The following is a 20374-nucleotide window of genomic DNA, read 5'->3' as shown; positions in this document are numbered from 1 at the left end:
CAGGTGAAACCGGCACCGTTCGTGCACCACTGCCCCCGGACCCTCGACGAGGCCGTCGCGGTCCTGGGCCAGGTCGGGCACGACGGCAAGGTCCTCGCCGGCGGCCAGAGCCTCATCCCCGTGCTCAACATGCGCCTGGCGCAGCCCGCCCACCTCGTCGACATCAACCGCGTCGCCGGGCTCGACACGGTCACCGTCACCGACACCCACGTGCGGGTCGGTGCGACCGTCCGTCATGCCGAGCTGGAGAAGCACGGCGAGGCGTATGCCGTGCTCCCCCTCCTGCGCCAAGCTCTCCTCTGCGTGGCTCACCCCGCGATCCGCAACCGCGGCACCACCGTCGGCTCGATCGCGCACGCCGACGCCGCCGGCGAGATGCCGTCCGTGCTCGTCCTCACCGAGGGCGTCATCGAGGTGGTCGGCCCCCGCGGGCGACGAGAGGTGGCCGCGTCGGAGTTCTTCGAGGGTCCGCTCCAGACCGTGCTCGAAGCCGACGAGCTTGTCGAGGCGGTCCGCTTCGCCCGGTTCGCACCAGGCACCCGAACGGCCTTCCTCGAGTCGGCCCGGCGCTCCGGCGACTACGCGGTCGCCGGGGTCGGCGTCGCGGTGGACGTGAGCACGGACTCCGGTGAGGCGGTCGTCACCGGCGCGCGGGCGGCATACGTCTCCGTCACCGACATACCGGTGGTCGTCGACCTCACCGACGCCGTTGCGGGACAGCCCGTCTCGTCGCGCTGGGATGGCGTCGACGAGCTGGTGCAGGCCGGGATCGCCCCCGAGGCGGACATCCACGCCAGCAGTGAGTACCGCCGGATGCTCGCCGCCGAGCTCACCCGCCGCGCACTGACGCGGGCCACGACGGAAGGGACGGCATGACCGACATCGACCAGGACGCGAGCACGACCGTCGACGTGACGGTGACCGTGAACGGCATCGCCCACACCCGGACCGTGGAGCCGCGTCGCCTGCTGTCCGACTTCATCCGGCACGACCTGCGCCTCACGGGCACTCACGTGGGTTGCGAGCACGGCGTCTGCGGCGCGTGCACCGTCCTCATCGACGGGAAGCCGATGCGGTCCTGCCTCATGTTCGCCGTCTCCGCGGAGGGCATGGCGATCACGACGGTCGAGGGCCTCGGCACGCAGGACGCGATGGGTCCGGTGCAGCAGGCCTTCGTCGAGTGCCACGGGCTCCAGTGCGGCTTCTGCACGCCGGGCTTCGTCACGACGATCACCGCCTTCATCGAGGAGAACCCCGACCCCACGTCCGAGGAGGCGCGCGAGGCGATCTCGGGCAACCTCTGTCGCTGCACGGGCTACCAGAACATCTGCAAGGCCGTCCTGCGCGCCGCCGAGATCAACCGTGAACGCGCCACGCCCGCCACGCCCGCCACGCCCAGCGAGGGCGGTGACCCGGTATGACGACCAGGCAGTTCGGCCAGCCCGTCCTGCGCCGGGAGGACCCGCGGCTCGTCACCGGCAACGGGCGCTACCTCGACGACCTGGGCCACACGGCATACGAGGCGGCGTTCGTGCGCAGCCCGCACGCCCACGCGCGGATCACCGACATCGACGTCGAGGGCGCGCTCGACGTCGAGGGCGTCGTCGCGATCTTCACCCACGAGGACCTCGAGGGACCGGCCGCCGACCGCCTGCCACTGCTCATCCCGCACCCGAGCATCGAGGCCGGCCGGACGGGGCACGCGCTCGCCAAGGACGACGTCAACCACGTCGGTGAGGCGATCGCGATGGTCGTCGCGACGAACCGCTACGTCGCCGAGGACGCGGCCCAGCGGATCGTCGTCTCCTACGAGTTCCTGCCGCCCGTCGTCGGCATCGAGAACGCCCGAGACGGCGCGAACCTCGTCCACGACGACGCCCCCGGCAACGTCGCAGCCCACCTGCTGCAGGAGGTCGGCGACGTCGAGTCCGCTCTGGCTGCGGCCCCTCACACGCTCACCCTCGACCTCGACATCGAGCGCAGCGCCTGCACACCCATGGAGGGCAGGGGCGTTCTCGCACACTGGGACTCGGACGAGCAGCGGCTGCGGCTGCACTCGTCCACCCAGACCTCCACCGGCGTCCGGGCCGCGGTGGCCGCCAAGCTCCAGCTGCCCTTGTCGCAGGTCGAGTGCATCGCCCCCGACGTCGGCGGCGGCTTCGGCGTGAAGATCATGCACCCGTGGCCCGAGGAGGTCCTCGTCCCGTGGGCGGCCCGGCGCCTCGACCACGACGTCAAGTGGACCGAGGACCGCCGCGAGCACTTCACCTCCAGCGCCCACGAGCGCGGCCAGGTGCAGCAGGTCACCGTCGGGTTCGACGACGACGGGCGGCTGCTCGGCCTCGACGTGAGGTTCTGGCACGACAACGGGGCCTACCTCCCCTACGGCGTCATCGTCCCGATCATCACCGCGACCCAGCTGCTCGGGCCCTACAAGCCGCAGAACTACCGCGTCGAGTTCTGGTCGTTGTACACGAACACCGCCATCGTCACCCCCTACCGTGGCGCCGGCCGCCCGCAGGGCTGCTTCGCGATGGAGCGCACCATGGACGCGATCGCCGCCGAGCTCGGACTCGACCGCGCCGAGGTGCGCTCGCGCAACTTCATCCAGCCCGAGGAGATGCCGTTCGACCAGGGGCTCATGTTCCAGGACGGCCGGCCCCTCAAGTACGACTCGGGCGACTTCCCCGCCTCGCTCGCGAAGCTCAAGGCGCTCGTGGGCTGGGACGACTTCGCGGCATACCGCGAGGAGGCGGAGTCGCAGGGACGCAAGGTGGGACTCGGCATCGGCTGCTACGTCGAGGGCACCGGCGTCGGCCCGTACGAAGGGGGCCACGTCCACGTCGAGACGAGCGGCCGCGTCAACGTCGCCACCGGCCTGACCACGCAGGGCCAGGGGCACCAGACGATCCTCGCGCAGATCGTCGCCGACGAGCTCGGCGTCTCCATCGATGACGTCCACGTGACCACCGGTGACACGCGGCGGATGCCGTATGCCGTGGGGACGTTCGCGTCGCGCGGCGCCGTCATGAGCGGCAACGCCGTCGCCCTCGCGGCCCGCGCGGTGCGCGCGAAGGCGCTGCGCATCGCCGCCGACGCGCTGGAGGTCGCCGAGGAGGACCTGCAGATCGAGGACGGGACGATCAGCGTCAAGGGCGCGCCGCACGCCTCGATCGCCCTGTCGACGGTGGCCGTCATGTCGAACCCGCTGCGCTACGCGTTCGACGAGTCGGCCAAGGCCGCGACCCAGTTCGCCGGCACCTTCGACCCGGACAAGCCGCCGGTCGCCGACGACGAGGAGCCCGGGCTCGAGGGCCAGGACTTCTACTCCCCGACCCAGGCGACGTTCGCCAACGGCATGCACGCCGCCATCGTCGAGACCGACCCTGTCACTGCGGAGATCCGGATCCTGCGCTACTGCGTCATCCACGACTGCGGCACCGTCGTCAACCCGATGATCGTCGAGGGCCAGGTCCACGGTGGGGTCGCCCAGGGCGTCGGTGGCGCGCTCTACGAGCGGATGGCCTACGACGAGACCGGGCAGCTGCTCAACGCCTCGTTCATGGACTTCCTCATGCCGTACGCGTCCGAGGTCCCGCACATCGAGACCGACCACCTCGAGACGCCCTCGCCCCTGAACCCGTTGGGGATCAAGGGCGCCGGCGAGGCGGGGACCATCCCGGTGACCGCCGTCATCGCGTCGGCCATCGAGGACGCCGAGGGCTTCCCGATCCGCTCGATGCCGATCAGCCCCAACGAGCTGTGGGACCTGCGCCGTGCGCACGCCCGCTCGCTCGAGACCGTGAGCCCGACCCCGACCGAGGAGTCCGCATGAAGATCTCCGGCAGCGCCCAGATGGCCGCCACCCCCGACCAGGTGTGGGCCGCAGTCCACGACCCGGCCGTGCTCGCCCGCTGCATCCCCGGGTGCCAGTCGCTGCGCGAGCTGTCACCGGGCCGCTACGCCATGACGGTGATGGCGGGGGTCGCGGCGATCAAGGGCTCGTATGCCGGCGAGGTCGCCATCAGCGACGTCACCGAGCCGACCGCGTTCACGATGAAGGCCGAGGGGGCCGGGGCGCCGGGCACCATCGCGACGACCGTCGAGGTCTCGCTGGCGCCGGGCGAGTCCGGCGGCACGGCGATCAGCTACGAGGCCGACGCGATCGTCGGGGGCCCGATCGGGGGCGTCGGCCAGCGGATGCTCGCCGGGGTGGCCCGCAAGATGGCCGGCCAGATGTTCACCGCACTCGACCGCGACATCGCCGGCGAGCGCCCGGCTGCGGCCCAGCCCGCTGCGGTGGGGGCCGGCGTGGGTGCCGCCGGTGGTGCGGTCGCGGCGGGCGGCGGAGACCAGGCGACGTATGCCGGGTCGGCCGGCCCGGGCGGTGCACCCGGATCGCTGGTGGGAGGATCGAGCAAGGACTTCGGCTTCGGGGTCCTCGTCGGCGGGGCGCTCACCCTCGTCGGTGTCGTACTGGGCTGGGCGATCGGAGGACGACGCTGATGCGTGCATTCACTGCAGCTGCCATCCAGGTGGCTCCCGTGCGGGGCTCCCTCACTCCGCAGGTCATCGAGGCCAACATCGCGCGCTGCGTCGACTTCGTGCGCCGGTGTGTCGCCGAGACCGGCGCCGAGCTCGTCGTGCTCCCCGAGTCGGCCACCACCGGGTTCACGCCCGACTGCCCCGTCGAGATGCTCTGGGACCTTGTCAGCGAGCTGCCCGGCGCCATGACCGAGCCGTTCCAGGCCGTGGCCCGCGAGCTGGGCGTCGTCCTCTGCGTCGGCACCTACGAGCGCGGCCCGCAGCGCGGAATCGTCTACAACGCGTCCGTCCTCATCGACACCGACGGCACACTCCTCGGGGTCTACCGCAAGACGCACCCGTTCTGCACCGAGGCCGTCTCGGGCGGCGGGTGGGTCACGCCCGGCGACACCGTCACCGTGAGCGACACCGCCCTCGGGCGGATCGGCATGATCATCTGCTTCGACGGCGACTACCCCGAGCTCTCCCGGATCCAGGCCGTCCAGGGCGCGGAGGTCATCTGCCGCCCGTCGGCGCTGCTCCGCTCGGCCGACATCTGGGAGCTGACCTCACGCGCCCGGGCCTACGACAACCACGTGTTCGTCATCGGCGCCAACGCGACCGGCATCGACCCGGCCGGGGTCATCTACTTCGGCAACAGCCACATCGTCACGCCCAACGCGACGATCGTCGCCAAGGCCGCCTCGCACGAGGGCTGGGTCTCGGCGCGCCTCGACCCCGAGACCGCGCTCGCCTCGCTCACGCCCGGCTCCAACATCCAGCAGGGTTTCGACCACCTGCGCGACCGCAACCTCGACCTCATTCGGGGCCACCGCGAGGAGCTCGAGGCGGCGGCCAAGACGTCGTTCCCCCACGGCGGCCCCCGGCCCGACCACGTACCCGAGGGCGACTGACCCTCGGCGGCATCCGACTGCCCTGTCGTTCTCGCAGCGGCATGGCGCCCGGGCGGCATGCCCGGGCGAGATCGACGTGCCGCTGCGGGAGGGACCCGACCTGGCCGACCGGGGCGCCCGGAACCCTCAGCCCTGCGTCCCCTGCGTCCCCTGCGTCCCCTGCTGGGCGAGCATGTCGCGCACCTCGCGCAGGGCGGGGTTGGTGAGGAACTCCTCGCCGATCTGCACGGTCGGGACGGTCTCGTTCCCCCCGTTGACGCTCCGCACGAGGGCCCGGGCCTCGTCGTCGGCCCAGATGTCCACGCTCTCGAAGTCGATCCCCGCGAGGCGCAGCTTCGTCCGCAGCTTCATCGAGAAGGGGCATCCCGCACGCGTGTAGACGATGACCCGCGTCCCGTGGTCGGTGTCCACCCGCGCGCCTCCTCTCCGCCGGCCCAGGCCGAGCGCTGGGCAAGACCGAGCGCTGGGCCCGACAGTGCCACGCGCGCCCGACTCGGGTCAACGGCCGCCGCCGACCCGCCCCACCGGCCTCCCCTTTTCCGGGGGCGGCGGGAAACGGTCCCCGGTTGAGACCGGCATCGTTGGCGGGTTGTGAGGCGGTTCCCGCGATCCGTTGGCAGAGATTGACAACGAGACCGGACGGCATACCCGGCTTGAATTTCAGGCATGGCGCAGCGACGGATCAGGATCGGTATCGACACGGGCGGGACGTTCACGGACGTCGTGGCCTTCGACGAGGACAGCGGTGAGCTGGTCACGACGAAGACCCCCAGCACGCCCAGCAACCCGGCGGACGGCTTCATCAACGGCATCGACAAGGTGCTGGGTCTCATGGAGGCGAGCGGCGAGGACATCACCGCCGTCTGCCACGGGACCACGGTCGCCACCAACAAGCTCCTCGAGGGCAAGGTGGAGCAGCTCGGGTTCATCACGACCGAGGGCTACGAGTTCATGTTGGAGATCGCCCGGCAGGCCGTGCCCGACGGCTACGGCAACTCCTACTTCTGGGTCAAGCCGCCGCGCATCGTGCCCGCGGAGGCCGTCCGCACCGTCGGCGGGCGCGTCGACTTCGAGGGCAACGAGATCCGCCCGTTCGACGAGGAGAGCGCCGTCGCGGCGGCCCGCTGGTTCAAGGACCGCGGCATCACGACGATCGGCGTCTGCTTCCTCCACTCGTATGCCGCGGACGAGCACGAGCTGCGGATGCGCGAGATCCTGCGCCGCGAGCACCCCGAGGCGATCGTCTCGATCTCGAGCGAGGTGCTGCGCGAGTACCGCGAGTACGAGCGCTCGATGACGACGCTCGTCGACGCCGCGGTCAAGCCCAACGTCAGCCGCTACGTGAGCAACATCCACAGCCGCCTCGAGGGCTTCACCGGCGACAGCGGCCGCGAGATCCCCTTCTACATCATGAAGTCCAACGGCGGTGTCCTCTCCGCCGACGAGGTCGTCCACCAGCCCATCACGACCGTCCTGTCCGGGCCGGCCGCCGGTGCGCTCGGCGCGGCGCTCATCGCGCAGAAGGCCGGCTTCGACAAGGTCCTCACCTGCGACGGTGGCGGCACCTCGACCGACGTCTCCGTCGTCCTCGACGGTGAGCCGACGCTGACGACCGAGGGCACCGTGGGCGCCTACCCGAGCAAGATCCCGATGATCGACGTCGTCACCGTCGGCGCCGGCGGCGGCTCCATCGCCTGGGTCTCCCCCGAGGGCGCGCTCAAGGTCGGACCGCACTCGGCGGGCGCCGACCCGGGCCCGCTCTGCTACGGCAAGGGCGGCACCGCGCCGACCATCACCGACGCCCACGTCACCCTCGGGCGCATCCCCCCGCACCTGCTCGGCGGTGAGATCCCGCTCGACGTCGACGCGGCCCGCACCGGCATCGAGGAGCTCGCCGGCCGGCTCGGCCTCGACTTCGAGCGCTGCGCCACCGGCATCCTCGAGATCTCGGCGTGGAACCAGGCCAACGCCCTGCGCCAGGTGAGCGTCAAGCGCGGGCTCGACGTGCGCGACTTCATGCTCACGACGTTCGGCGGCTCCGGCTCGCTGCTCGCCTGCCGCCTCGTCGACATCCTCGACCTCGCCGGCGTCGTCGTCCCACAGAACCCCGGCAACGTCAGCGCCTTCGGCCTGCTCACCGTCGACGTGAAGAACGACTACGTCCAGACGCAGGTGGCCAAGCAGACCGCGCTCGACCACGCAGCCATCGAGAAGACGTTCAGCCACCTCACGTCGCGGGCGGCCGCCGCCCTCGACAAGGAGGGCTTCGCGCCCGAGGAGCACCAGTTCACCCGCACCGTCGACCTGCGCTACTTCGGCCAGGCCTACGAGGTCCGGGTCACCGCGCCGACTGACCGGCCCGTCGACGCCGCGTACGCGGCCCAGGTCGGGGCGGGGTTCCACGACGAGCACCGCCAGCTCTACGGCTATGACTTCCGCGACGACCCGCGCCAGCAGGTCGAGTGGGTCAACCTCCGCGTCACCGGCGTCGGCCCGATCACCCGCCCGCAGCTGCGCGAGCTCCCCGCCGGCGACGCCGACGGCGGCTCGGTCGAGGACCGCGCCCGGCGCTCGACCCGCGGGGTCTGCTTCGACGCCGAGGACGGCTACGTCGAGACCGGCGTCTGGTGGCGGGCCGACCTCGCCGCCGGCGACACCATCGAGGGCCCCGCGATCATCGAGGAGTTCGGCTCGACTGTCCCCGTCCACCCCGGCTTCACCGTGGTGGTCGACCCGTACGGCAACCTCGTCATCACCAAGACCACGACCTCGACGAAGGACGCGCGATGAACACGGCAGGCCTGCCCACGGCATACGAGCACGGCAAGCGCCTCACCGCTGCCGACAGCAGCGTCGACCCGATCCTCGTCGAGATCGTCCAGGGCACCCTGGCGAGCGTCGAGATGGAGGTCGAGACCGCGATCGCGCGCACGTCCCGCTCCCCCATGATCCGCGACGCACACGACTTCCGTGCCGGGATCCACGACCGCCAGCTCCGCAAGCTCACCGGCCGGTCCTACAGCGCGCTCGTGCACCCGATCGCGCGCGACTTCCCGCTGTCGGAGATGAACGAGGGCGATGTCTTCTTCCACAACGACGTCTACGAGTCCGAGGGCGGCATCGGCCACCTCCCGGACCTCTGCGTCACCGTCCCCGTCTTCCACGAGGGCGAGGTCGTCGCGTTCGTGCAGGCCTTCGGCCACCACGACGACATCGGCGGCGCCGTGCCCGGCTCGATGCCGAGCAACGCGACGAGCGTGCACGAGGAGGGCCTGTCGGTCCCGCCGATCAAGCTCTGGGACGCCGGCGTGCCCAACAAGGCGGCGCTGCGGATCATGACCCGCAACTCGCGCATGCCCGACAGCCTCGCCGCCGACCTCGACGCCGAGTGCTCGGCCTGCCTCATGGGCGCCCGCCGCCTTGCGGACCTCTTCGCGCGCTACGGCCGCGACAGCGTCGAGGCCGCGTTCGACGCGATCCTCGACACGACCACCGAGACCTATCGCCGCGAGATCCTCAGCAAGATCCCCGCGGGCAGCTACGTCTGGGAGGACTACGCCGAGCACGACGGCATCGACGAGCCCCGGCTGCACACGCAGAGGATCACGCTCACCAAGGTCGACGACGCCCCGGCCGACCCCGAGACCAACTTCCCGGGCGGCCCACGGCTCATCGTCGACTTCACCGGCACCGCACCCCAGGCCAAGGGGCCGATCAACCACTGCGGCGACTACATCGGTGGCAACTTCCTCAAGAAGTGGCTGGCGCCGATCCTGCGCAACCTCGCCGACACCCCCGAACGGATGGCCGAGCTCGACGTCAACGAGGGCATCGTGCCGCTCATCGAGATGCGCTTCCCCGAGAAGGGCACGCTGCTCACGCCGATCTACCCGGCGCCGACCAACGCCCGCACCTTCGTCATCCTCCGCCTGCTCGGCGTCCTCTCGGGCGTCGTGGCGAAGGCCGTCGACGGCCAGATGCCGGCCGACCAGGAGACGATCCGCTACACCGGCGTCTACGGCAAGGACCGCGACGGCAACGACTACCTCATGCGCGAGGTGCTCGGTGGCGGCTCCGGCGGCCGCTACTACGCCGACGGCGAGGACACCATCCACGTCGTGCCGGACTCCCGCAACCTGCCGACCGAGTTCACCGAGTCGCGCTTCCCGTTCATCGTCGAGCGCCTCGGCCTGGCCGTCGACTCGGGCGGGGCGGGTCGCTACCGCGGCGGCCTCGGCTACGAGAAGCACATCCGGATGCTCAACGACGCGAACTTCATGTCCATCGCCGACCGCTCGATCCTCGCCTGCTGGGGCGTCAAGGGCGGCAAGGCCGGCCAGTCGTTCAGCGTCACCGTGGACGTCGGCGGCCCCGACGAGCGCGACGTCGACGCCCTCGCCGACGCCGAGCCCGTCAAGGCCGGCCAGGTCATCCGCATCCGCACCACCGGCGGCGGCGGCTGGGGCGACCCGCTCGAGCGTCCCCTCGACGAGGTCGAGCGCGACCTGCGCTGGGGCAAGGTCTCCCTCGAGGGTGCGCGGACGGCATACGGCGTCGTCGCGACCGGCGACAAGGACGACGTGAGCATCGACGCCGAGGCGAGCGAGGCCCTGCGCGCCCAGCTGCGCGGCGACCGCGAGGAGCAACCGTTCTTCGACCGTGGACCGGGGTACGCCCGCCTCGCCGACGGCGCCGCCGCCAGCGAGTACGACTGGGTGTGAGCCCGTCACCGAGTGAGGTCCTCGTCATCGGCGCGGCCGGCAAGACCGGCCGCGCCGTGACGCGCGCTCTCGTGGGCCGCGGGGTGCGCGTGCGCGCTGCGGTCCGGCCGGGGTCACGTGGTGTCCCGTATGCCGGCGCGTCGGTGCGCGTGGTCACGCTCGACCTCGCCACCGGGGACGGCCTGGCCGAGGCGATGGCCGGGGTCGACGGGGTCTACCACCTCGCCCCGAACGTCCACCCCGACGAGGTGCCGATGGCGCGTCGGGTCGCGCGCTCCGCTGCGGCACAAGGGGTGTCGCGCTTCGTCTTCCACTCCGTGCTGCACCCGGACGACGCGTCGATGCCGCACCACCGGCGCAAGGCCGAGGCCGAGCGAGCGATCCGCGCGCGACTGGACTCGGTCACGGTGCTGCGCCCGGCGGCATACGCGCAGAACCTGCTCCCCGCGGCCCGGGCCGGACGGATCGAGGTCCCCCACTCCGTCGACGCGCCCTTCACCAACGTCGACCTCGACGACGTCGCGGAGGTCGCGGCCGCGGTCCTCACGGAGGAGGGGCACGGCGGCGTGACGTACGAGCTCGCCGGCCCGGAACGGCTGACCGTGCGTGACATGGCCGAGATCGCGACCACGGTCCTCGGACACCCGGTCGAAGCGGTCGCGATGCCGGTGCAGGAGTGGGTCGCCGGTCCCGGTGCGGCCATGTCGGACCAGGCCCGCGACGACCTCGTCGCGATGTTCGAGAGCTACGACCGGCACGGGCTCGTCGGCGACCCGAGCACGCTCCGGCGCCTCCTGGGTCGGGAGCCGCGCACGTGGCGGGACCTCCTCGCCTGACTGCTGACGCCGGCGCAAAGTGCTGTCGCACGGCGGCACGGGCTGTCAGCATGAGGACATGACCGACGAACAGAAGTGGCTCGACCACGCCATCGACCTCGCCATCGCCAACGTGGCCAGTGGCGGAGGGCCGTTCGGTGCGGTCGTCGTCCGCGACGGGGCCGTCATCGGTGAGGGCGGCAACAGGGTCACGTCCGACCTCGACCCGACCGCGCACGCCGAGGTCGTCGCGCTGCGCAACGCGTGCCGCCAGGTGGGCGACTTCGCCCTGGTCGGAGCGACCGTCTACGCGTCGTGCGAGCCGTGCCCACTCTGCCTCTCGGCCTCCCTCTGGGCGCGGGTCGACGCCGTCGTCCACGCCGCGGACCGGCACGCGGCCGCGGCGGCGGGCTTCGACGACGCGGTCTTCCACGGGTTGCTGGACCCGGCGCCGGAGTCGGAGGCCTGGCCGATGCGCCGCGCGCACGTCCCCGCAGCCCGGTCGGAGGAGCCCTTCGACGCGTGGCGGGCCCTGCCGCACCGCACGGAGTACTGACCTTGGACGTCTCGACCTTCTACGCCCTGTTCTCCGCCACGTGCTTCACCCTGGTCGGGCTCTGGTGGACGGTCGTCCAGAAGCACGAGACCTGGCTGCGGACCGCGGAGGGACGCCGCGACATGGGCGGCATCTATCTCGCGTTCCTGCTGCCGGCACTCATGGGCCTGTTCGCGCAGATCGGGGGCACGACCAACCCGCTCATCTGGCGGGTCAGCTTCGTCGCCGTCGCCGCCATCGGCTGCTGGTCGACGCTGCGGCTGCTGCAGCGCTCTCGTCGGGACGGGGACGCGGGGACCTTCGCCCGCCACCGGTGGATCGCTGCCGTGATCTACGCGGCGATCGCCGTGCTCGGCGTCGCGCCGGAGATCGTCAAGCCGCTGGGGATCTCGCCGCTCCAGGCGGAGGCGACGCTGCTCATCCTGCTCGTGGCGGTGGCGCACTGGCTCGTGTGGGAGTTCATGACGCACACCGAGCCGGAACCGGAGTCCTGACCACCCGCCTCGTGTGCCTGAGCGCGAGCCCCCGGTCGCGCTCAGGCACACGAGGCGCGGCGGTGCGGTAGCATGTGTCGCATGGTACCCGGCGACGACGCCATCCTGACGCACCTCCGCCGTGGTGCGCTGGAGTACTGCGTGCTCGCCATGCTGCGAGACCAGCAGCTCTACGGTCTCGACATCGCGCGGCGCCTGGCCGTCGACGGCATCCTCATGTCCGGCGAGGGAACGCTCTATCCCCTGCTCGCCCGGCTGCGGCGGGGCGGACTCGTGGACACGACGTGGCAGGAGTCGGTCGAGGGACCGCCCCGCCGCTACTACGCCCTCACCCGTGACGGTCGCGACGCCCTCGCCGCCTTCACCCGCACGTGGAAACCCTTCCGCGACGCCGTCGACTCCGCACTCCTCAGGGGGAACTCATGAGCACTCCCGTCAGCCACCCGCTCGTCGGTGCGTACCTGCGCGACCTCGAGATGCTGCTCCACGGCGTCGAGCCCGGTGAGCGCGCCGAGGTCCTCGCGGGGGTGCACGAGCACCTCGAGGCGTCCCTGGGACCGGACGCCTCCGACGACGACGTGCGACGCACCCTGGCCGAGCTCGGCTCGCCGCAGTCGGTCGCCGACGAGGCGTATGCCGGCCGCCCGGCGCCCGCTGCACCCGCGGTGCCCGCGGCGCCCGTGCGTCCGCGTCCGTCACCGTGGCTGGCGCAGGTCGCGTGCGTCCTCAACGGTGTGATGCTCGCGCTCGTGCTGCTGCTGGGCTGGTTGGTCCCGCACGGGATGGAGTGGATCGGGCTGGCGGCCTTCTTCACCGTCCCGTGGCTCGCCGTCGCCGTCCTGACGTCGATGACCGAGGTGTGGTCGTCGGGCGAGAGGTTCCGCTCGATCCTCCTGATCCCGGCGACGCTTCTCGGGCTCGCCCTGCTGACCTGGGTCCTCACCGCGCTCATCGGCTGGCACGACCTCCCGCTGCACCTCACCACCCTGGCCGCGGTCCTCTCGGCCGCGTGGGTCGTCGTCGGCCTGATCCGCTCGGCGAACCGGCGGCCGGGCTGAGCGGGCGGGCATACGTCAGCCCCTCGCCTCGTGTGCCTCAGCGCGAGCCAGGGGTCGCGCTGAGGCACACAAGGCGGGGGTGGGGGCGGTTTGGCAGATGGTGACACCGTCGCCGCGCCGTCCTTGCCACGACCTGACCGGTTCCCGGGCCGCTCGGCTCCCTAGGCTCGACTCCACGCCCAACGAAGGAGCCGGACCGTGAGCGGACCACTGCAGGACATCACCGTCGTCGACCTGTCGCGCGCCCTCGCCGGGCCGCACGCGGCGATGATGCTCGGGGACATGGGGGCGCGGGTCATCAAGGTGGAGACGCCCGGCACCGGGGACGACACCCGCGGCTGGGGGCCACCGTTCGTCGGGCCCGAGGACGAGCCGATCTCGACGTACTTCCTCGCGGCGAACCGCAACAAGGAGTCGATCACCCTCGACCTCAAGTCCGACGACGGCCGCGACGTCCTCACCCGACTGGTGGAGCGTGCCGACGTGCTCATCGAGAACTTCCGCCCGGGCGTGCTCGACCGCCTCGGCTTCCCCGTGGAGCGGCTGCACGAGCTCAACCCCCGGCTCGTCGTCCTCGCCATCAGCGGTTTCGGCCACGACGGCCCCCAGGGCGGGCGCGCCGGCTACGACCAGATCGCGCAGGGCGAGGCCGGGCTCATGTCGGTGACCGGTCCCGACGCCGACAGCCCGCAGCGGGTGGGCGTGCCCATCGGGGACCTGCTCGCCGGGATGTACGGCGCGTTCGGCGTCGTCTCCGCCCTCCACGAGCGACACACGACGGGCACGGGCCGCGTCGTCCGCACGAGCCTGCTGGCCGCGGTGGTGGGCTCGCACGCCATGCACGGCACCGGCTACACGGTCGCGGGCCACGTCGCCCGTGCCCAGGGCAACCACCACCCGAGCATCTCCCCCTACGGCCTCTTCCACTGTGCCGACGGCGACGTGCAGGTCGCCTGCGGCGCCGAGTCGCTCTGGGTCAGGCTCGCCGAGGGCTTCGACATCGATCCCACGACGCCGGGCATGGCGACGAACCGCGAGCGCATCGCGAACCGCGACCAGGTGGCCGCCACCCTCAACGAGGCGTTCGCGTCGTGGCGACTCGACGACCTCCTCCCCCGGCTCGCCGAGCTCGGCATCCCTTCCGGGGAGGTGCGCACGATCGACCGGGTCTACGACTGGGACCAGACCCGTTCGCAGGGGCTCGTCATCGAGGTCGACCACCCGGTGCTCGGCCAGATCGAGATCCCCGGCCCGCCGATCCGCTTCGACGACAACGCCTTCGCCGGCGGACGCGAGACCCACCTCGCTCCTCCGACGCTCGGCCAGCACGACGAGAGCATCCGCGCCTGGCTCGACACGGAGGACCCCGCATGAGCGACAAGCCGCACCGGCCGACGTCGAGCGAGCTCATCGCCGCCGTCCTCGACGACGGCGCGTGGACGAGCTGGGACGAGGCGCCCCTGCCGGTGGCCGAGCCCGGCAGCCCGTATGCCGACGAGCTGGTCGCCGCTGCCGAGAAGGCCGGGACCGACGAGTCGATCGTCACCGGGGAGGGACGGATCCGCGGGCACCGCGTCGCCGTCATCGCCGGTGAGTTCGGCTTCCTCGCCGGCTCCATCGGGGTCGCGGCTGCCGAGCGCATCGTCCTCGCCTTCGAGCGGGCCACCCGGGAGCGGCTGCCGCTCTTCGCCGCCCCCGCCTCTGGTGGGACTCGCATGCAGGAGGGCACGCCCGCCTTCGTGACGATGGTGAAGATCTCGGGTGCGGTCGCGGCCTACAAGCGTGAGCACCTCCCCTACATCACCTACCTGCGCCACCCCACGACCGGAGGCGTGTTCGCGTCGTGGGGCTCGCTCGGCCACGTCACCGTGGGCGAGCCCGGCGCCACGATCGGTTTCCTCGGGGCCCGGGTCTTCGAGGCGCTCTACGGCGAGCCGTTCCCCCGCGACGTCCAGACGTCCGAGAACCTCTTCGCCCACGGGCTCCTCGACGCGGTCCTCCCGGTGGAGCTGCTCACCGAGACGGCAGGTCGCTTCCTCGACCTCGTGCTCGCCTCGCGCGACGACTCGTCCGCGCCCGACGTCCCCAGGGAGCCGCTGCGCGACGTCCCGGCCTGGGAGTCGATCACCCGCTCCCGCAACCCCGCTCGCCCCGGCGTGCGCGCCCTGCTCAAGCTCGGCGCGACCGACGTCCTCCCTCTGTTCGGCACCGGAGCCGGCGAGTGGGACCGGTCCCTGTTCCTCGCGCTCGCCCGGTTCCGGGGCGCGCCCTGCGTCGTCCTCGGGCAGGACCGGCGCGGCGAACGGACCGAGGCCCCCCTCGGTCCGTCCGGCCTGCGCGTCGCGCGTCGCGGGATGAAGCTCGCCACCGAGCTCAACCTGCCGCTCGTCAGTGTCATCGACACCGCGGGAGCCGCGCTCTCCAAGGAGGCGGAGGAGGGTGGCATGGCCGGGGAGATCGCCCGGTGCCTGTCCGAGCTCGTCGTCCTCGAGGTCCCGACCGTCTGCGTGCTGCTCGGTCAGGGCACCGGCGGTGGGGCGCTGGCCCTCATGCCCGCCGACCGGGTGATCAGCGCGCAGCACTCGTGGCTCTCGCCCCTGCCACCCGAAGGTGCGTCGGCGATCCTGCACCGCACGCCCGACCGGGCGCCGGAGCTCGCCGAGCGCCAGCGGGTGCGGTCGCTCGACCTCCTCGAGGACGGGATCATCGACCGGATCGTCGCCGAGCACCCCGACGCCGCAGACGAGCCGGAGGCCTTCTGCACGCGCATGGCCCAGGCCATCCGGCACGAGCTCGCCGACCTGTCCGAGCTCGACTCCACGCAACGGCTCACCTCCCGCCACCTGCGCTACCGACGCCTCGGAACCGCCTGAACCCCAGGCAGCCGGCGCGGCAGTGGCCGTAGGCTGACACGGTGGTGGCCGACTCGCCGATCCCACGGCAAGAAATCCGCTTCTGCCGCTCGAGCGACGGAGTGCAGATCGCGTATGCCGTCCACGGTTCGGGTCCGCCGCTCGTCGCTGACTCGTGCTGGTTGAGCCACCTCCAGTACGACTGGCAGTCGCCGGTGTGGCGGCACTACCTCGCCGAGTGGGGTCGGTCGCACACCGTCATTCGCTTCGACGAGCGGGGTCACGGCCTGTCCGACCGGGACGTCGACGACCACGACCTCGAGCTGCGGCTGGCCGACCTCGAGGCGGTGGTCGACCATGCCGGCTTCGACTCGTTCTCGCTCATGGCGATGGCGCAGGGCGGCCCCGTCGCCATCTCCTACGCGGCCCGCCATCCCGAGCGCGTGTCCCGGCTCGTCTTCTACGGCAGCTACTCCGGGCAGCAGTCGAAGGACGCCACCGAGGCGGAGATGAACGACACCCTCGACGCCCTCATCAAGGTGGGGTGGGCACGTCCGGACTCCGCGTTCCGGAGGGTCTTCACCTCATTGATGATCCCGAACGCGACCGAGGAGCAGCACCAGTGGCTCGACGAGCTGCAGCGAGTCGCGACGTCGGCCGAGACCGCGCGCAGCTCGCGCCGCCAGCGGCTGGCTGCGGACGCGAGCCACCTTCTCGACCAGCTCGACGTGCCCACCCTCGTGCTCCACTCGCGGGGCGACCGGATGAACGACTTCTCGGAGGCGCGCTACCTCGCCACGCACATCCGCGGCGCCCGGCTCGTCGCGCTCGAGAGCGAGAACCACATCGTGCTCGAGGACGAGCCGGCCTGGCCGGTGCTGTGTGCCGAGCTCGCGGCGTTCCTCGATGGCGACTCCGGGGTCGGCGGGGGGTCCACGCCCGACCTGGTCTCGCTGTCGGCGCGTGAACGGGAGATCCTCCAGCTCGCCGCTCGGGGTCTGGACAACCACGAGATCGCCGACGAGCTCGTCCTCAGCGCCCGCACGGTCGAGCGCCACCTCAGCAACGTCTACGCCAAGCTCGACCTGCACGGGAAGTCCGCCCGCACCGCCGCCGTCGCCCGCCTGCTCACGTCCGGCTGACCCTACGCGTATGCCGCCACGCGCGGCGCGGTGCCGCCCGCCGGTTGCGTGCACACGCCGATGTGCGCGTCACCGCCGCGTTCCTACGGTGGGTCCAGCCGGCCAAATCACGGCATCCCACACCCACGGAGGACGACCCGATGAGCACGACGACACCACCGACCACCACCACCGACGACGCGGCCCTCAAGGCCAGGCATCGCGCCATGTGGGCGCTCGGGGACTACCCCCGCGTGGCCACCGACCTCATCTCCAGCCTCGGGCCGATCCTCGTCGAGGCGGCCGGGGTCACGGCGGGGCAACGCGTGCACGACGTCGCGGCCGGCTCCGGCAACGTGGCCATCCCCGCCGCCCGCACTGGTGCCGACGTCGTCGCCACCGACCTCACGCCCGAGCTCCTCGCTCGCGGTGAGCAGCTGGCCGACGAGGAGGGTGTGTCGATCACGTGGCGGACCGCCGACGCCGAGGCCCTGCCCTTCGAGGACGAGGAGTTCGACGCGGTGCTGTCCTGCGTCGGGGTGATGTTCGCCCCGTACCACCGTCCCGTCGCGGACGAGCTCGTCCGCGTGTGCCGCCCCGGCGGCACGATCGGCCTCATCAGCTGGACCCCCGAGGGGTTCATCGGGCAGATGTTCGCGACGATGAAGCCGTACGCGCCGCCGCCGCCCCCCGGAGCCCAGCCGTCGCCGTTGTGGGGCCACGTCGACCACGTCCGCGAGCTCTTCGGCGACCGGGTCAGCTTCGGCTCGCTCGTCCAGCAGGACGTCGTCATCGACGAGTTCGCGACACCGCAGGACTTCGTCGACTTCTTCAAGGCCAACTACGGTCCGACCATCGCCGTCTACCGCGCCATCGCCGACGACCCCGACAAGGTCGCCGCGCTCGACCGCGACCTCGTCGCCCTCGCCGAGCGCTTCGACCGCAGCACTGGCCCCGACGGACTCGTTCTGGACTGGGAGTACCTCCTCGTCACGGCGACCCGCACCTGACCCGCGGCGCGGCAGGTGCGACACCTGACAAAGGCGAGGCGCCCGCCTGTCAGGTGCTGCCAACGCCCACGAGGACACCCCCTCCTAGGCTCGCCGCAACGGCATACCACTCAGGTGTGCGTCCGGTCCGGAAGGTGGACACGTGCGGGTTCTCGTGGCACTCGGCGGCAACGCCATGACCGCTCCCGACGGCTCGGCCCACCCGGCCGCCCAGGTGCGCGCCATCAGTGGGGCGATGGAGCACGTCGCCGAGCTCGTCGCCGCAGGGCACGAGGTCGTGCTCACCCACGGCAACGGCCCCCAGGTGGGCAACCTGCTCGTCAAGAACGAGATCGCCGCCCACGTCGTCCCGCCGGTGCCGCTCGACTGGTGCGGCGCGCAGACGCAGGGGACGATCGGCTTCACGATCCTCGACGCCCTCGAGCCAGCCCTGGCGCGACGCCACGTCGCGCGCCCGGTCGCGGCCCTCGTCACGCGCACCCTCGTCGACGCCGACGACCCCCACTTCCGCGAGCCGACCAAGCCGGTCGGGCGCTACCTGCCCGCCGACCAGGCGCAGCAGATGATCGAGCACGGGCAGCAGTGGGAGGACCGCGGCGACAAGGGCTGGCGCCGCGTCGTCGCGTCCCCGACGCCCGTCGAGATCCTCGACCTGGGGGCCATCCGCTCCCTCGTCGGGTCCGGTCACGTCGTCGTCGCCGCCGGCGGCGGCGGGATCCCCGTGGTGCGCGACCCGGACGGCAGCCTGCGCGGCGTCGAGGCCGTCATCGACAAGGACCTCACCGCGGCGCTGCTCGCCCGGGCGCTGGAGTGCGACATCCTCATCATCGCCACCGACGTCGACCACGCGATGGTCGACTACGGCACGCCCGACGAGCGCCCCCTCGGCTTCACCTCGCTCGCCCAGATGCAGGAGTTCGCCGCGGCCGGGCAGTTCGCCTCCGGGTCGATGGGGCCGAAGGTCGACGCCGCGATGCGCTTCGCCGCGAGCGGCGGCCGCAGCATCATCACCTCCCTCGAGCACATCACCGACGCCGTCGAGCGCGAGTTCGGCACCGTCATCGACACCAGCCCCGAGGACTGACCTCCACCGGTCCCGTCTCCCACCGCGTCATCCACACCAGAGAAAGGTCCAGCCGTGCCAGAAGCCATTGAGGTCCGCAAGGTTCCGATCCACAGCGTCTCCGACGCCTCCGAGCTCGCGAAGCTCATCGACGACGGGGTCATGGAGGCGAGCCGCGTCATCGCCATCATCGGCAAGACCGAGGGCAACGGTGGCGTCAACGACTACACGCGCATCATCGCCGACCGGGCGTTCCGTGAGGTGCTCGTCGAGAAGGGCGCCCCCGCCGACCAGGTCAAGCAGGTCCCGATCGTGTGGTCCGGTGGCACCGACGGCATCATCAGCCCCCACGCGACGATCTTCGCCACCGTCCCGGCCGACCGGGCCGAGCAGTCCGACGAGCTCCGTCTCACCGTCGGGTTCGCGATGAGCGAGGCCATCAAGCCCGAGGAGATCGGCTACGTCGGCATGGTCTCCAAGGTCGCCGACGCCGTGAAGGTCGCCATGGAGCGCGCCGGCATCACCGACCCCGCCGACGTCCACTACGTCCAGACCAAGACGCCGCTGCTGACGATCCACACCATCCGCGACGCGAAGTCGCGCGGCCAGAAGGTCTGGACCGAGCACACCCACGAGTCGATGGACCTCTCGAACGGCACGACCGGCCTCGGCATCGCCGTCGCCCTCGGCGAGATCGAGATGCCCACCGACGAGGACGTCATGCACAACCGCGCGCTCTTCTCGGCGGTCGCGTCCTGCTCCTCCGGTGTCGAGCTCGACCAGGCCCAGGTCGTCGTCGTCGGCAACACCCGCGGCATCGGTGGTCGCTACCGCATCGGCCACTCGGTCATGCGCGACGCCCTCGACGCCGACGGCATCTGGTCGGCGATCAAGGACGCCGGCCTCGACCTGCCCGAGCGCCCGCACACGAGCGACATCAAGGGCCGCCTCGTCAACGTCTTCCTCAAGTGCGAGGTGAGCCAGGACGGTCAGGTCCGTGGGCGCCGCAACGCGATGCTCGACGACTCCGACGTGCACTGGCACCGCCAGATCAAGTCGGCCGTCGGTGGCGTCACCGCCTCCGTCACCGGTGACCCCGCGGTGTTCGTGTCGGTCTCCGCCGCGCACCAGGGTCCCGACGGCGGTGGCCCCGTCGCCGCGATCGTCGACCTCGGTGAGGGTGAGCCGACCGGCTACGCCGCGCCGGGAGCGCCGACCAGCTGAGTCCCAGCTTTCGCTCCCCATG

General features: G+C 71.8%; 19 protein-coding genes. 18 read left to right on the top strand and 1 reads right to left on the bottom strand.

Annotation, left to right across the window (positions count from 1 at the left end; genetic code table 11):
* Positions 1-3 precede the first annotated feature (3 nt).
* Genes AC3EU2_RS12050 through AC3EU2_RS12030 form a run of 5 tightly spaced genes read left to right on the top strand, consistent with a single transcriptional unit; the run spans position 4 to position 5438 of the window.
* Positions 4-876, top strand: coding sequence for an FAD binding domain-containing protein (locus AC3EU2_RS12050; protein ID WP_488176539.1), 873 nt, complete (start codon positions 4-6; stop codon positions 874-876).
* Complete coding sequence (locus AC3EU2_RS12045) at positions 873-1421, top strand: (2Fe-2S)-binding protein (RefSeq protein WP_488176538.1); 549 nt, start codon at positions 873-875, stop codon at positions 1419-1421. The genes AC3EU2_RS12050 and AC3EU2_RS12045 overlap by 4 nt, the downstream gene beginning before the upstream one ends.
* Positions 1418-3835, top strand: coding sequence for an aerobic carbon-monoxide dehydrogenase large subunit (gene cutA, locus AC3EU2_RS12040; protein WP_488176537.1), 2418 nt, complete (start codon positions 1418-1420; stop codon positions 3833-3835). The genes AC3EU2_RS12045 and cutA overlap by 4 nt, the downstream gene beginning before the upstream one ends.
* Positions 3832-4506 carry an SRPBCC family protein gene (locus AC3EU2_RS12035; RefSeq protein WP_488176536.1) on the top strand — a complete coding sequence of 225 codons (675 nt, stop codon included), beginning with the start codon at positions 3832-3834 and terminating at the stop codon, positions 4504-4506. The genes cutA and AC3EU2_RS12035 overlap by 4 nt, the downstream gene beginning before the upstream one ends.
* Entirely contained in the window at positions 4506-5438 is a 933-nt protein-coding gene (locus AC3EU2_RS12030; protein ID WP_488176535.1) for a carbon-nitrogen hydrolase family protein, read from the top strand. Before AC3EU2_RS12035 ends, AC3EU2_RS12030 begins: the two co-directional genes overlap by 1 nt.
* A gap of 126 nt (positions 5439-5564) precedes the next feature.
* Here AC3EU2_RS12030 and AC3EU2_RS12025 read toward each other — a convergent pair whose 3' ends face one another.
* Positions 5565-5849: a glutaredoxin domain-containing protein gene (locus tag AC3EU2_RS12025; RefSeq protein WP_488176534.1), complete on the bottom strand. Its 285-nt coding sequence runs from the start codon at positions 5847-5849 to the stop codon at positions 5565-5567.
* A gap of 255 nt (positions 5850-6104) precedes the next feature.
* Here AC3EU2_RS12025 and AC3EU2_RS12020 point away from each other — a divergent pair, with 255 nt between their 5' ends.
* The 13 genes from AC3EU2_RS12020 (at position 6105) to bar (ending at position 20352) form a co-directional block, all read left to right on the top strand.
* On the top strand, positions 6105-8228 hold the full coding sequence (locus tag AC3EU2_RS12020) for a hydantoinase/oxoprolinase family protein (RefSeq protein ID WP_488176533.1): 2124 nt from the start codon (positions 6105-6107) through the stop codon (positions 8226-8228).
* On the top strand, positions 8225-10159 hold the full coding sequence (locus tag AC3EU2_RS12015) for a hydantoinase B/oxoprolinase family protein (RefSeq protein ID WP_488176532.1): 1935 nt from the start codon (positions 8225-8227) through the stop codon (positions 10157-10159). Before AC3EU2_RS12020 ends, AC3EU2_RS12015 begins: the two co-directional genes overlap by 4 nt.
* Entirely contained in the window at positions 10156-10995 is an 840-nt protein-coding gene (locus AC3EU2_RS12010; RefSeq protein WP_488176531.1) for an NmrA family NAD(P)-binding protein, read from the top strand. Before AC3EU2_RS12015 ends, AC3EU2_RS12010 begins: the two co-directional genes overlap by 4 nt.
* Positions 10996-11053: 58 nt before the next feature.
* Entirely contained in the window at positions 11054-11530 is a 477-nt protein-coding gene (locus tag AC3EU2_RS12005) for a nucleoside deaminase (RefSeq protein ID WP_488176530.1), read from the top strand.
* Between the two features lie 2 nt (positions 11531-11532).
* Positions 11533-12024, top strand: a complete 492-nt coding sequence (locus AC3EU2_RS12000) for a hypothetical protein (RefSeq protein ID WP_488176529.1) — start codon at positions 11533-11535, stop codon at positions 12022-12024.
* Between the two features lie 81 nt (positions 12025-12105).
* Positions 12106-12450 carry a PadR family transcriptional regulator gene (locus AC3EU2_RS11995; protein ID WP_488176528.1) on the top strand — a complete coding sequence of 115 codons (345 nt, stop codon included), beginning with the start codon at positions 12106-12108 and terminating at the stop codon, positions 12448-12450.
* Positions 12447-13082: an HAAS signaling domain-containing protein gene (locus AC3EU2_RS11990; protein WP_488176527.1), complete on the top strand. Its 636-nt coding sequence runs from the start codon at positions 12447-12449 to the stop codon at positions 13080-13082. The genes AC3EU2_RS11995 and AC3EU2_RS11990 overlap by 4 nt, the downstream gene beginning before the upstream one ends.
* Before the next feature lie 198 nt (positions 13083-13280).
* Positions 13281-14456, top strand: a complete 1176-nt coding sequence (locus AC3EU2_RS11985) for a CaiB/BaiF CoA transferase family protein (RefSeq protein WP_488176526.1) — start codon at positions 13281-13283, stop codon at positions 14454-14456.
* Positions 14453-15955: a carboxyl transferase domain-containing protein gene (locus AC3EU2_RS11980; RefSeq protein WP_488176525.1), complete on the top strand. Its 1503-nt coding sequence runs from the start codon at positions 14453-14455 to the stop codon at positions 15953-15955. Before AC3EU2_RS11985 ends, AC3EU2_RS11980 begins: the two co-directional genes overlap by 4 nt.
* 41 nt (positions 15956-15996) lie before the next feature.
* Complete coding sequence (locus AC3EU2_RS11975) at positions 15997-17076, top strand: alpha/beta fold hydrolase (protein ID WP_488176524.1); 1080 nt, start codon at positions 15997-15999, stop codon at positions 17074-17076.
* A gap of 140 nt (positions 17077-17216) precedes the next feature.
* On the top strand, positions 17217-18065 hold the full coding sequence (locus AC3EU2_RS11970; RefSeq protein WP_488176523.1) for a class I SAM-dependent methyltransferase: 849 nt from the start codon (positions 17217-17219) through the stop codon (positions 18063-18065).
* A gap of 142 nt (positions 18066-18207) precedes the next feature.
* On the top strand, positions 18208-19149 hold the full coding sequence (locus AC3EU2_RS11965; RefSeq protein WP_488176522.1) for a carbamate kinase: 942 nt from the start codon (positions 18208-18210) through the stop codon (positions 19147-19149).
* Positions 19150-19203: 54 nt separating this feature from the next.
* Positions 19204-20352, top strand: a complete 1149-nt coding sequence (gene bar, locus AC3EU2_RS11960) for a barbiturase (protein ID WP_488176521.1) — start codon at positions 19204-19206, stop codon at positions 20350-20352.
* Positions 20353-20374 lie beyond the last annotated feature (22 nt).

This window comes from Knoellia sp. B-D-2, from assembly GCF_057714695.1.
The sequence above is the reverse complement of the archived record's forward strand: the minus strand, read 5'-3'. Positions and strand labels throughout refer to the sequence as shown.